Source organism: Streptomyces sp. NPDC096079 (genome assembly GCF_040303145.1).
GTDB lineage: Bacteria > Actinomycetota > Actinomycetes > Streptomycetales > Streptomycetaceae > Streptomyces.
Map to the genome: position 1 here is coordinate 441,193 of NZ_JBEOST010000003.1, position 12,981 is coordinate 454,173.

A 12,981-nucleotide genomic window follows, 5' to 3' on the forward strand; every position below is an offset into this window, starting at 1 on the left:
CTCGGAGTTCCTTGATCCCTCGTACAACCCTTCGAAGGGATCGCGAGTCTGATCGGGCGCGGCTCTCCCGTACCCGATCATCCTCGTGGGGGTTTCACCTTGCAGCTCCGCTCCACCGGCTCCCGGCTCGCCCTGGCCGTCACGGCCGTCCTCGCCGTCACGGCTCTGGGCGCCGGCACGCTGGCCACCGCCCCGACCGCCCTCGCGGCCGCCTCCACCACGGCCTCCGCCGCCCAGACGATCGACGGCCTCGCCGTCTTCCCGGAGGGCAGCTCCTTCGGAGGCGCGGGCAGCACCGGCTTCCTCAGCTACTCCTTCGACGCCGACCGGAACCGGCAGCTGCTGTGGACGCCGTACGGCGGCGGCAACCCGACCCGGCTCAAGACGCCCGCAGGCTGGGCCATGGGTGCCGGCGACGTGGTCGTCCTCGGCGACGACAGCTGGTCCGCCGAGTTCCGCTCGATCACCCTGCGGAACATGGCCACGCCCTCCGCCCCGGGCGTCGACATCGACCTCGGCGCGCTGCAGGGCACCTTCGTGGCCGTGCTGAGCCCGACGAGCGTCCTCGCGCAGGTGATCAACGCGGACGACGAGGCGGAACTGCACGTCGTGACCAAGACCGGCACCACGACGACCAGCCGCAAAGTCTCGGGCCTGCCCGCCGACGCCACCGAGTTCTTCGGCTCGCCGCTCCACGACGGTTCGGTGCTCGTCGCGTACGCGACGGGACCGATGGACGCACGGACCGGCGGCCGGGCCCTGGTCGACGTGGCGGCCGCGACGGTGACGGCGACGTACGCCTCCGAAGAGTCCGGGTACGGCTACGGCGGCCTGAACTTCTCCGACTCCCACGTCACCTGGTTCAACTACAAGTCCGGTGTCGGCGACTTCATCACCTCCGTCGACCGCACGACGGGCGAGCAGAAGCAGACCGTCCTCGGTCCCCACCTCGACGAGTGGCACAGTGCGCTCATGGGCGAATGGCTGGTGTACGGCGCGCCCGGCACGCCCGCCAAGGCGGTCTCCCTGACCAGCGGCGAGACTCGCGAGCTGGGCGTCTCGGCGTCCTCCTCGGCATCCGCCGCCGACGGCAGCGTGGTGCTGCGCGGCAGCCGGGACGGGGACGGCGACGGGCTGTTCCGCGTCGCGGCGGCGCAGGACGGCACCCCGACGGTCACCAAGGTGGCGGTCACGGGCACGCCCTCGCTGCCGGTGACGATCGACGAGGTCGACGTGCCCGACGTGGTGAACCTCGACAAGACCGGCGGCTATACGACCCTGGCCTGGACGCTGTCGCGTGCCGACGCCACCCTGGACGTCACGCTCACGCACCTCGCCACCGGCAGGAAGTTCACGACGCGGCTGACCGCGCCCGCGAGCGGCACCAGGTTCTCCTTCGTCTGGCACGGCCAGTTCGACGAAGTGGACGGGACCGTGGACGCGCCGAACGGCCAGTACGCCGTCGAGGCCGAGGCGACGCTGCTCGACGGCAGCGGCGAACCCGCCCACCGGAGTTCGGTCCTGAACCTCACCCGGACGTACAACCCGCACGACTACAACGACAACGGGTCCACCGACGTCCTCTTCAGGGACCCCCAGGGCGGCATGTGGCGCGAGGACCTGCGGGACCACACGCCCCTCTACGGCGACGTCAGGACCACCCGTGCCAGCCGCATCGGCACGGGCTGGGGGATCTACAAGCAGATCGAGGCCGTCGGGAACGTCGGCGGCGCCACCACCGGCGACCTGATCACGGTCGACGGCTCGGGCGTGCAGTGGCTCTACCTCGGCAAGGGCGACGGCACCTTCGCCAACCGGGTGAAGATCGGCACCGGATGGCAGATCTACCCCAAGATCGCCGGCGGCTCGGACCTCGACGGCGACGGCCGTGCCGACCTGGTGGCCACGGACACCGCCGGCACCCTGTGGTTCTACAAGGGCACGGGCAACTACGCGAAGCCGTTCGGGACCCGCGTGAGCCTCGGCGGCAGCTGGCAGATCTACAACCAGATCACCGCCGTCGGGAACATCGCGGGCACGGCCGCCGGTGACATGGTCGCCCGCGACGCCGGCGGCGTCCTCTGGCTGTACCAGGGCAACGGCAAGGGCGGCTTCTCCACCCGCGTGAAGGTCGGCCCCGGCTGGAACACCTACTCCCAGCTCATCGGCGCCGACGACCTCAACAACAACGGGCGCCCCGACCTGATCGCGTACGGGACGGGCGGCGCGTTCGTCTACCGCTCGACGGGCAACGCCACCGCGCCGTTCGTCGGCCGCCAGGCGACCGACCTGTTCACGCACAACGGGCTCAACGTCGGCATCGTCGCCTGAACCTCGCTCTAGTCCTCAAGGGGGACCCGGAAGGATCCGCATCCAGCGGGACGACCGGGTCCCCCGCCCCACGTACCGTTTCGGTGTGACCCAGACACAGACCACCGAGACGAGTCGGAGCCCCGAGTTCCGCCTGGCGCAGGACGCGCTCGGCGGTCTGCGCGCCGACCTCTTCCACGACGCCTTCGCCTACCGGCCGCTGCCCCGCATGGACGTGAACAGCGGTCCGACGCGCTTCCTGCCCGCACGGATACGGACCTACGCGGGGCTCCTTCCGCACGCGTTCGTGGCGTTCTGCGCGGTGATCGTCTTCGCCGTGGGGTACGAGCGCATCTACTACTCCTTCGGTGTCCTGGCGTTCGTGACCACCGCCGCCCCGGCCGTGATCGTGCTGCTCACCCTGGTCCGGCCGGTGCTCGCCTTCTGGGCCTCGCTCGGCTCGGCCCCCTTCATCGGGTACATCGCCGGATACGACGGCGGCTGGCCCTGGGCCGCGAACTCGCTCGCCGCGCACCTGGTGGTCCTCGCCGTCGTCGCCGCCCGCACCCGGCCCCGGACGGCCGCGTGGATGTGGCTCGTGACCGCCGGCTACTGCCTCTTCTGCGAGATGTTCCTCGGCGTCGGGCACGGCACCGACTCGATCCCGATGCTCTTCGTCGCGGCCCTCGTCCTCCTCACCGTCACCGTCTTCCAGGTCCGCCGCCAGGCCGACCGCGAGGTCTCCGCCCAGCAGACCGTCACCGCGCAGGAACGGTCCCGGCGGACCCTCCTGGAGGAGCGGACGACCATCGCGCGGGAGCTGCACGACGTCGTCGCCCACCACATGTCGGTGGTCGCCATCCAGGCCGAGGCCGCCCCGTACCGGGTGGAGAACCCGCCGCCGGAGCTGGAGCAGGCCTTCCTCACCATCCGGGAGAACGCCGTCGCCGCGCTGACCGAGCTGCGCCGCATCCTCGGCGTCGTACGGGCCGAGGACTACGAGGCTCCCGACGCCCCGCAGCCCACCCTCGGCGACCTGGACGCCCTCGTCGCCAATGTGCGCGAGGCCGGGCTCGACGTGGACAAGACGGTGACCGGCGCGGTGCGCGAGCTGCCGCAGGGCGTGGAGCTCTCCGCGTACCGGATCGTCCAGGAGGCCCTGTCGAACGTGCTCCGCCACGCGCCGGGCGCGGCGGCGAAGGTCGAGGTCAGCTATGTCCTGGGCGGTCTCGGGCTGCGCATCGCCAACGGGCCGGCGCGCGGACTGGTCAAGCCGTCCCCGGGGGCGGGGCACGGCATCACCGGGATGCGGGAACGTGTGACGATGCTCGGCGGGGAGATGACGGCCGCGGCGACCGAGGACGGTGGCTACGAGGTGGCGGCCTTCGTCCCCGTGAGCCGCGAGGAGGCCGAGCAGTGATCCGCGTACTGATCGTCGACGACCAGATGATGGTCCGCGAGGGCTTCTCCGTGCTGCTCGGCGCGATGCCGGACATCGAGGTCGTCGGCGAGGCGGTCAACGGCCGGGAGGCGATCGCGCAGGTCGCCGCCCTCCGCCCCGACGTGGTCCTGATGGACATCCGGATGCCCGAGCTGAACGGCATCGACGCCACCCGGGAGATCGTCGCCGCCGACGCGGACGCGAAGGTGCTGGTCCTGACGACCTTCGACCTCGACGAGTACGTGTACCAGGCGCTGCGCGCCGGGGCCTCCGGCTTCCTCCTCAAGGACGCCTCGGCCCGGCAGCTCGCCGACGGCGTGCGGGTCGTGGCGGCCGGCGAGGCGCTGCTCGCGCCGACCGTCACGCGCCGGCTGATCACCGAGTTCGCGAAGGCGCCGGGGGTGTCTCCCCGCCCGCCCGCGATGGCGCAGATCGGGGAGCTGACGGAGCGGGAGACGGAGGTCCTGGTCCTCATCGCCCAGGGCCTGTCGAACGCCGAGATCGCCGACCACCTCGTCGTGGCCGAGTCGACGATCAAGACCCACGTCAGCCGGATCCTGGTGAAGCTGGGCCTCCGCGACCGCACCCAGGCGGCCGTCTTCGCGTACGAGGCGGGCCTGGTCCGCGTCGGAGGCTGACCCCCGCCCGCGCCCCCGCCTCCGCCCCCGCCCGCGTCCGCGCCCCCGAGGCCTGACCCGCGGCGGTCAGGCCCGCGTCGGTCAGGCCCGCGCCGGTCAGACCCGGGTCGGTCAGGCCCGCGCCGGTCAGACCCGGATCGGACCGACCCGCGTCGGTTGGACCCCTGTCGGTTGGACCCGTGTCCGGGGCCGGTGCGCGGGTCCGGGGGTAGCGTCCGGGCATGGACACTGTGGACGCTGTGTACGACCCCTGGTCGGCGGAGTTCATCGCCGATCCGTATCCCGCCTACGCCCGGCTCCGCGCCGCCGGCCGCGCCCACTGGCACGGTCCCACCCGGCAGTGGCTGATCCCGCACCACGAGGACGTGTCGGCGCTGCTGCGGGACCGGCGCCTGGGGCGCACGTACACCCATCGCTTCACGCACGAGGAGTTCGGGCGCACGCCTCCGGACGCGGCGCACGAGCCGTTCCACACGCTCAACGACCACGGGCTGCTCGATCTGGAGGCGGCCGACCACGGCCGGATCCGCCGGCTGGTCTCCAAGGCGTTCACGCCGAGGACCGTGGAGAACCTGGCGCCGACCGTACGGAGGCTGGCCGCCGGGCTCGTGGGTGAGCTGGTGGCGGCGGGCGGCGGCGATCTGCTGTCCGCCGTCGCCGAGCCGCTGCCGGTCGCGGTGATCGCCGAGATGCTGGGCGTCCCGGCCGAGGACGAGGAGCGCGGACGGCTGCGGCCCTGGTAGGCGGCGATCTGCGGGATGTTCGAGCTGAACCCCTCGGAGGAGACGGCCCGGCGGGCGGTCCAGGCCTCCGTCGAGTTCTCGGACTATCTGCGGGAGCTGATCGCCCGGCGGCGGAAGAGCCCGGGGGAGGACCTGATCTCGTCCCTGATCGCGGTCGAGGAACTGACGGAACAGGAGATGATCTCCACCTGCGTCCTGCTCCTCAACGCGGGCCACGAGGCCACGGTGAACACCACGGTCAACGGCTGGTGGACCCTGCTCAAGCAGGACGTCCGTCCCCGCCCCGAAAAGTTGTCCACAGCTGTGGAAGAACTTCTGCGCTACGACACCCCGCTCCAGATGTTCGAGCGCTGGGTCCTCGACGACATCGAGATCGGCGGCGTCACCATCCCGCGAGGCTCCGAGGTCGCCCTCCTCTTCGGCTCCGCCAACCGCGACCCCGCCCGCTTCGGCCCCACCGCCGACGTCCTCGACCTGGAACGGGCCGACAACCCGCACATCACCTTCGGCGCCGGCATCCACTACTGTCTCGGCGCCCCGCTCGCCCGCCTCGAACTCGCCTCGGTGTTCGGTGAGTTGCTCAGGCAGGCTCCGGAGATGCGGCTCGCGGCGGAGCCGGTGTGGAAGCCGGGCTACGTCATCCGGGGCTTCGAGGAGCTGCTCGTGGAGCTGTGACCCGGGCCCTCGGCTCAGCACGTGCCCTCCAGGACCTCGCGGAGGCGGGCCGCGTACGCCTCCGGGTGGCTGGTGTTGCCGTTGTGGCCGCCGGGGAACTCGACGAGCTCCTCGCCGACGAGCTCGGCCAGCGAGGTCGCGCACCGGTAGTCGAAGACGGTGCGCGGGGTGGTGCGGCCGGCGGCGGGGACGATGCGCGTGCCGGTGTGCGCCAGAGCGGCCGGGTCGAGCGAGTCGTGGACGATCGCGCCGAAGTCGTGGCGGATGAAGTGGTCGAAGTTGGCGATCCGTCGCGCGTCCATCGGCTGGGGCGTGAGGCCGGGCTCGGCGTCCGCGCGGGTGGGGTCTATGCCCAGGGTCCGGGCGATCTCCGGCAGCGCGGCGGCGAGGCCTCCCTGGGTGTACAGCTCCTGGAGGGCGGTGAGCTCCCGCTCGTGGTGGTCGCGCTCCCCGTCGGGCAGCAGGCGCGGGGCCACGGGCTCGTGGGCGACGAGCGTGTGGATGAGGCCCGGGTGGCGCACGGCCGCGTGCAGCCCGATGACGGCCCCCAGGCTGCAGCCGAGCATGAGGACGGGGGCGTCGGTCAGCGCGGTGAGCAGGCGGTGGACGTCGTCGGCGTGCTCCACGAGCGTCGCCCCCCGCTCCGGGGCGTCGAGCAGGCTGCGGGAGAGGCCGCGGCGGTCGTAGGTGATCACGCGGTAGGAGTCGGCGAGCCGGTCGACGAGGTCGGTGCTGCGGTCGGCGTCGCCCTCCCCGCTCTGCGAGATGAGGAGCGCCGGACCCGTGCCCCTGACCTGGTAGTGCAGCACCGCGCCCGGCACGTCGAGCGTGCCCGTGATCGTGGCGGTGGCGGTGGTCGTGGTGGCGTCCGTGCTCATGATGCTCCCCCTTCGTGTGCGGCGGGCCCCGCGCCCTCCGTCTCCTCCACGTTATTCCATCGAACTCGATACATCAATCCCGATGCATCAAGATGGATGAATCGAGTTGGATGTACCTTGACGGAGTGAACGGAGCCGAACTGTTTCTCCTGGGCCGCGTCCTGATGAAGATCGGCGAGGACGCGCTGCCCGAGCCCCCCGGCGGCGAGAGCCGCTACGCCGGCAGCGCCCGGCTGGTGCTCGTCGTCGCCGGCGACGTCGCCGCCCACCCCGACAGCGCCGTCGGCGAGATCGCCGCCCGGACCGGTCTGCCGCAGAGCCAGGTCTCCACCGCCGTGGCCCGGTTGAAGGAGGCCGGTTCGGTGCGGACCGTGCCGGACCCCGCCGACCGGCGTCGCGTGCTGGTGCGCCCCGCCGCGGACGCGTCCGAGCGTGTCGCGGAGGTGCGGGCCACCCGCATCGAGGGCGCGCTCGCGGCGGCCCTCGGGTCCGACGACCCGCAGCGCCTGCGCGAGGTCACCGACGCCCTGGAGGTACTGGCCCGCACGCTCATGCCGGAGTCCCCGGCCCGCTCCTGAACCGGCCGGAGTCCCCGGCCCGGTCCCGAGCCGGCCGGAGTCCCCGGCCCGCTCCTGAGCCGGCCGGAGTCCCCGGCCCGCTCCTGAACCGGCCGGAGTCCCCGGCCCGGTCCCGAGCCGGCCGGAGTCCCCGGCCCGGTCCCGAGCCGGCCGGAGCCCCGCCCGGTCCCGAGCTCCCGCCGAACCTCAGCCCGCCACGTCCCGTCGACGCAGCGCCGCCAGGCCCCCCGCCGTCAGGGCCGCTGCGAGGCCGGTGAGGAGCAGGACCGGGCCCCACGCCATCTCCGGGCCCGGCAGCTTCGGCAGGTGCCCGAAGGGGGAGAGGTCTAGGACGGCCTGCGGCAGTCCGAGCGCCGGGCCGATCCACCCCAGGGCCAGGCACAGCCCGGCCACGCCCCATGCGGCGTTCGCGGCCTTCGGGGCGGCGCCCCAGAGCAGGACGGCGAGTCCGGCGAGCGTCCAGACGCCGGGGAGCTGGACGAGCGCGGCGCCCATGACCGGGCCGAGGTCGTGCCCGTACGAGAGGGCCAGGCCGAGCCCGGCGAGGGCCAGGATCAGCACGGAGCCGCCGAAGGCGATGACGAGGTGCCCGGCGGCCCAGCGGAGGCGGCCGAGGGCGCCCGCGAGGAGCGGCTCGGCGCGCCCCGAGGTCTCCTCGCCGTACGCCCGCAGCACCGACCCGACCGCGTACAGCGCCGCGAGCATCCCGAGGAGGGAGACCATCGTGGCGAGGAAGGCGTCGGTCAGCGCGCTCTGTCCGCCCATCCGCTCGAAGATCTCCCGGGCCCGTTCGTTGTCGCCGACGAGGTCGGCCGCGCCCTCGACCATCCCGCCGAAGACGAGTCCGCCGAGCAGGAAGCCGAGCGACCAGCCGAGGAGCGTGCCGCGCTGGAGCCGCCAGGCGAGCGCCCCGGCGGTGGCGAGACGGCCCTCGGCCGGGCCGGGCCGGGTCGCGAGGAAGCTCGCGCCGACGTCCCGGCGGGCGGTGAGCGCGTATGCCGCGGCCGTCTGGACCAGGACGGCCCCGGCGATCAGGAGCAGCACCCACCAGCGTTCGCCGGCGAAGGCGCGGACCTGTTCGGCCCACCCGATCGGCGAGAGCCAGGTCAGGGCGGACGAACCGTCCGCGGACCCGGCGTCCCCCGCCGCCCGCAGCACGAACGCCAGGCCGAGGACGGCCGCCGACAGGCCCTTGGCGAGCCGGGCGCTCTCCGTGAACTGGGCGGCGAGCGCGGCCGCGGTCGCGAAGACCATGCCGGTGCCGCCGATCGCCAGACCGAGGGCGAGCGCCCCCGCCGCGCCCTGTGCGGCGAGGCCGGCGGCGATGAGGAGGGCGATGGCCGTGTTGAGGGCGAGCGCCGCGAGGAGCGCCGCCGTCAGGGGCGCCCGGCGGCCCACGGCCCCGGCGGACAGCATCTCCTGACGGCCCGTCTCCTCCTCCTCTCGGGTGTGCCGCACCACCACGATCAGGCTCGCGACGGCGGCGAGGACCGCGCCGAAGGTGCCGAAGCGCCAGGCGACGAGCCCGCCGAGGGAGTCGCCGAAGACCGGTCCGTACAGGGCGCGCATCGAGCTGTTGGCGGTCATCGAGGCGGCGGCCTCGGCGCGCTCGGCGGCCGTGCCGTACAGCCCCTCCAGGGAGCCGGCGCCGCTCGCGACCATGCCGCCGGTGACGAGCGCCCAGAGGGGGAGCGTCAGCCGGTCGCGGCGCAGCGCGAGCCGTGTGAGGACGCCGGTGCCGGTCGTCGGACGGCCTCGTCCGTTGAGGACGCCGGTGCCGGTCATCGGGCGGCCTCGTCCGTGTAGTGCCGGAGGAAGAGCTCCTCCAGGGTCGGCGGGGTGGAGGCCAGGCTCCGTACGCCGGACGCGGTCAGGGAGCGCAGGACGCCGTCGAGCTTGTCGGTGTCGACCTGGAGCTTCACGCGGTCGCCCCGTACGTCGAGGCCGTGCACTCCGGGGAGGTGGGCGAGGCCGTTCGGCGGTCCGGCGAGTTCGGCGGTGACGCTGGTACGGGTCAGGTGCCGCAGCTCCGTGAGCGAGCCCGACTCGACGGTCCGGCCCTTGCGGACGATGCTGACCCGGTCGCAGAGCGCCTCGACCTCGCTGAGGATGTGCGAGGACAGGAGCACCGTGCGGCCCTGCCGGCCGGCTTCCCGCACGCAGTCCTGGAAGACCTCCTCCATCAGCGGGTCGAGACCGCTGGTCGGCTCGTCGAGGACGAGCAGGTCGACGTCGGCGGCGAAGGCGGCGACCAGGGCGACCTTCTGGCGGTTGCCCTTGGAGTAGGTGCGGCCCTTCTTGGTGGGGTCGAGCTCGAAGCGCTCGATGAGCTCGGCGCGCCGGGCCCGGTCCGGTGCCGCGCCGCCGCGCAGCCTGCCGTACAGGTCGATGACCTCGCCGCCGGACAGGTTGCGCCAGAGGGTCACGTCGCCGGGGACGTACGCGAGCCGGCGGTGCAGCTCGACGGCGTCCCTCCAGGGGTCGCGGCCGAGGAGCTGCGCGGCGCCGGAGTCGGCGCGGAGGAGGCCCAGGAGGACCCGGATGGTGGTGGACTTCCCGGCTCCGTTGGGGCCGAGGAAGCCGTGGACCTCGCCGGTCTCGACGGTGAGGTCGAGGCCGTCGAGCGCGTGGGTGCGCCCGAAGGACTTGTGGAGTCCGACGACGCTGATTGCCTTCGTCATGCTTCTGAACGTACGGTAGTTTCACAAATTTGTGAAGTTAAGGAACCGTATAAAGTCAGGGGATGGGTGAGAGCGACATGACGAGGGCCGACGGGACCGGCGACGACGGGGTGTCCCGCTTCGTCGAGCGCTTCGCCGCCGAGATGACCGCCGCCGGGATGCAGCGCATGGCGAGCCGGGTCTTCGCGGCCCTGCTCGCGTCCGAGACGGCCTCGATGACCTCCGCCGAGCTGGCCGAACAGCTCCGGATCAGCCCGGCCGCCGTCTCCGGAGCGATCGGCTACCTCACGCAGGTCGGCATGGTCAGCCGCGAGCGCGACCCCGGCACGCGCCGCGACCGGTACGTCCTCCACAACGAGCTCTGGTACGAGACCTTCACCCGCCGCGACCAGGTGCTGGTGCGGTGGGAGCAGGTCCTGCAGGAGGGCGCGGAGACGCTCGGGCGCGACACGGCGGCCGGGCGCCGGACGGCCGAGACGGCCGAGTTCTTCGCCTTCCTGCACGGCGAGATGTTCGGAATCATGGACCGCTGGCGCGCCCACAAGGCGTCGAGGCCCCAGGAGGTCTGAGCCTCAGGGCCCAGGAAGCCCGCACCTCAAGGCCCGTGGCCTCAGGAGGTCCGGGTCTCCAGGGGCGGCGCGAGCCGTTCGAGGAGCGTGGTGAAGTCGCGCCCGTTCGTCTCCTCGTACGCCCCCGCCGGCCACAGGGGGCGCCCGTCGATCCACGCCACGACGAACGGCCGGCCGTCCTCGGTGAAGTCCCGCCAGCCGTGCAGCTCGACGCTGCCGGCGGGCTTGGCCGGCAGGCCGCGGCGCGGCGCCTTCGGCGGACCGGGCGGAACCAGCCGGAGCACCGCCTCGGGCCTGGCGTCCAGGCCGCCGTACATCGGGAAGAGGACCAGGACGGGCATGCCGCCCCGCGGGTCGAAGAGCAGGGCGTACCGGCGCCGCACGTGGACGGAGCCGGTCAGGGCCCGGACCATCGCCCGCACGGCGGGCCTGCCGACGGTCAGCAGCCGGTGGCAGGAGTACACGAGCGCACCCAGGACCAGCACGCCCACGGCGCCCAGCTTCAGCAGGTCCTCCTTCGGCGGCCCGGTCAGCGCGGCGGCGCCCACGGCCGCGCAGAACCCGAGCGCGACCAGCACCCGGGTCGCCCCGGAGATCCGCCGCAGGCTCCGCACCCGCCACCACGCCACCTCGCGCGCGTCCGCCTCGGGGCGGGCCGCCCGCACCTGCGGCTCGGCCTGCCGCCGGGCGTGCGCGACGAGCTCGGCGTAGGTGGGCCCGGACGGCGCGGGAGCGTCGCCGGGGCCGTCGCCGAGGCCGTCCTCGGAGAGGTCGGCCTCCGGGTCGGCGTCCGGGTTGTCGTACGGGTCGTCATACGGGGCGTACGCCGTGACAGACGCAGACGCAGACGCAGACGCAGACCCAGACGCAGACGCAGACGCAGACGCAGACTCAGGCCCAGACGCAGACCCAGACGCAGACGCAGACCCAGACGCAGACCCAGACACAGGCCCAGACGCAGACGCAGACCCAGACACAGGCCCACGCCCAGGCGCGGTCGGCGGCTGCCGCACGTCCGCCCGGTGCAGCAGCCCCTCCGCCTCCGCGCGTGCCACGACCCGGCGCCGCACGCTGCCGCCGCGGAGCGGCTTCGCCCAGATCAGCTCCCCGCCGCCGGGCGGCGCGAGCACCCCGCCCTTCCGCGGGTCGCCGCACCACCACAGCACTCCGTCGGGTCCCGGCCGCAGCAGCTCGTAGCGCTGGCGGGTCGCGATCACGGTCAGCGGCCACACCTCGGAGCGGTCGGGGGACCGCAGGACGACGGTCGTCGCGGTCCGGCCGCGGCCGATCGCGACGGCGGGGTGCGCCGACCAGGTGCCCGAGCCGAGGGTCCGCCGCATCCGCCGGGCGAGGACCGCCGATCCGATCCCGGCGCCGAGCGAGAGGATGCCGATCGCGGCGAACGCGGACGCGACCTGGCCGCCCCACGGCTCACCGAGCAGCAGTCCGGCGGCGAGGGCCAGGAGGGGCATCACCACTCCCGCGAAGAGCAGCCCGAAGTTCTTGCTCCGGTACCGGTACAGCGCCCGCGCCGTCTCCTCGACGTCCAGCGCACACGTCATCGCACGTCCCCCCGCCTCATGGGCCCCTTGCCCCGACCGAGACGCTAGACGGTCACCGCCCGTGTCGTCACGCCACTTCCCCCGGCAGCGTCAGCCCCCAGGCCCCCGCCCGTACGGTCCAGGTCCGGCGCCGTACCGGTCCGGTCAGGCGTCCGTCCGCGCGGTAGCGGAAATCGGGGCCCGAGACGGTGATGGTGCGGGCGGTCGCACGCCGGGCCGGGGCGGCGGCGGGGCGGACGGTCACCTCGGCCGTACCGCCCGCGGCGCGGACGGTCAGGCCCTCCACGGGGGCGTCGACGTCGGCGAGCAGCACCCCGTCGGCCTCCACCCGCAGCCGGGTCGCGGGCGCGGGCGCCGGGCGGACCAGGGTGCGGACGAGGGAGCGGCAGGTGCCCCAGACGGAGGGCGCCGCGGGGACGACGGCGGGCGTGCCCGGGACCCACAGATCGCCGAGGACGACGCCGTCGCTGTCGTCGACGAGCAGGTCGAGGCGGCGCACGGCCCCGTGCAGGGCCACCCGGGCGGCGGCCGGTGTGGAGCGCGGCACGCCGAGCGCGTGGGCCACTTCCAGGGCGTCCGGGGAGCCGATCGGGACGAGCGAGAGGACCCCGTCGGCGAGCTCCCGCTCGCGGTGCAGCTGGGCCACCGTGCGGAGCAGCGCGCGGTCGTCGCCGAGCACCACGGGGCGCCGGGAGCCGCGCCGGGCCAGGGCCCGGGAGAATTCCTCGGGGCCGTCCGGCAGGCAGATCTTCGCCTCCGCGCCCGCGGACAGTACATCCTTCGCGATCCGTACGGACTCGCCGTCACTTCGGCGGGCGACCGGGTCGACGATGACCAGCAGCTGGTCGTGATCCGACACCTCGGTCCTTCCTCGGGTAGCATCTTTGTGCAAGAGCCCCTTGCGCT

10 protein-coding genes and 1 pseudogene are annotated in these 12,981 nt (G+C 73.7%); 6 read left to right on the forward strand and 5 right to left on the reverse strand.

Features of this window, described 5'->3' with window-relative positions:
- The first annotated feature begins 99 nt into the window (after positions 1-99).
- The 4 genes and pseudogenes from ABTY59_RS09450 (at position 100) to ABTY59_RS09465 (ending at position 5,807) form a co-directional block, all read left to right on the forward strand.
- The gene (locus ABTY59_RS09450; protein WP_352018301.1) at positions 100-2,331 is read left to right on the forward strand and encodes an FG-GAP repeat domain-containing protein; all 2,232 of its coding nucleotides are present in this window, start codon (positions 100-102) and stop codon (positions 2,329-2,331) included.
- Between the two features lie 85 nt (positions 2,332-2,416).
- Positions 2,417-3,730 carry a sensor histidine kinase gene (locus tag ABTY59_RS09455; protein WP_352018302.1) on the forward strand — a complete coding sequence of 438 codons (1,314 nt, stop codon included), beginning with the start codon at positions 2,417-2,419 and terminating at the stop codon, positions 3,728-3,730.
- Positions 3,727-4,389, forward strand: coding sequence for a response regulator (locus ABTY59_RS09460; protein ID WP_352018303.1), 663 nt, complete (start codon positions 3,727-3,729; stop codon positions 4,387-4,389). Before ABTY59_RS09455 ends, ABTY59_RS09460 begins: the two co-directional genes overlap by 4 nt.
- A 221-nt stretch (positions 4,390-4,610) precedes the next feature.
- Positions 4,611-5,807 (forward strand): annotated as a pseudogene (locus ABTY59_RS09465) (cytochrome P450).
- Between the two features lie 14 nt (positions 5,808-5,821).
- Here ABTY59_RS09465 and ABTY59_RS09470 read toward each other — a convergent pair.
- The gene (locus ABTY59_RS09470; RefSeq protein WP_352018304.1) at positions 5,822-6,685 is read right to left on the reverse strand and encodes an alpha/beta fold hydrolase; all 864 of its coding nucleotides are present in this window, start codon (positions 6,683-6,685) and stop codon (positions 5,822-5,824) included.
- 125 nt (positions 6,686-6,810) lie between these two features.
- Here ABTY59_RS09470 and ABTY59_RS09475 point away from each other — a divergent pair, with 125 nt between their 5' ends.
- Positions 6,811-7,263, forward strand: coding sequence for a MarR family winged helix-turn-helix transcriptional regulator (locus tag ABTY59_RS09475; RefSeq protein ID WP_352018305.1), 453 nt, complete (start codon positions 6,811-6,813; stop codon positions 7,261-7,263).
- A gap of 186 nt (positions 7,264-7,449) precedes the next feature.
- Here ABTY59_RS09475 and ABTY59_RS09480 read toward each other — a convergent pair whose 3' ends face one another.
- Together ABTY59_RS09480 and ABTY59_RS09485 are read right to left on the reverse strand one after the other, a co-directional pair.
- Positions 7,450-9,048 (reverse strand): ABC transporter permease, encoded by a 1,599-nt coding sequence (locus tag ABTY59_RS09480; protein WP_352018306.1) that lies wholly within the window; start codon positions 9,046-9,048, stop codon positions 7,450-7,452.
- A complete protein-coding gene (locus tag ABTY59_RS09485; protein WP_352018307.1) occupies positions 9,045-9,944 on the reverse strand; it encodes an ABC transporter ATP-binding protein in 900 nt (299 codons plus the stop codon). Before ABTY59_RS09485 ends, ABTY59_RS09480 begins: the two co-directional genes overlap by 4 nt.
- A 62-nt stretch (positions 9,945-10,006) precedes the next feature.
- Here ABTY59_RS09485 and ABTY59_RS09490 point away from each other — a divergent pair, with 62 nt between their 5' ends.
- Positions 10,007-10,513 carry a GbsR/MarR family transcriptional regulator gene (locus tag ABTY59_RS09490; RefSeq protein WP_352018308.1) on the forward strand — a complete coding sequence of 169 codons (507 nt, stop codon included), beginning with the start codon at positions 10,007-10,009 and terminating at the stop codon, positions 10,511-10,513.
- A 41-nt stretch (positions 10,514-10,554) separates the two neighbouring features.
- Here ABTY59_RS09490 and ABTY59_RS09495 read toward each other — a convergent pair whose 3' ends face one another.
- Entirely contained in the window at positions 10,555-12,075 is a 1,521-nt protein-coding gene (locus tag ABTY59_RS09495; protein ID WP_352018309.1) for a hypothetical protein, read from the reverse strand.
- Between the two features lie 67 nt (positions 12,076-12,142).
- The gene (locus ABTY59_RS09500) at positions 12,143-12,967 is read right to left on the reverse strand and encodes a diacylglycerol kinase family protein (protein ID WP_352018310.1); all 825 of its coding nucleotides are present in this window, start codon (positions 12,965-12,967) and stop codon (positions 12,143-12,145) included.
- Positions 12,968-12,981: the final 14 nt, after the last annotated feature.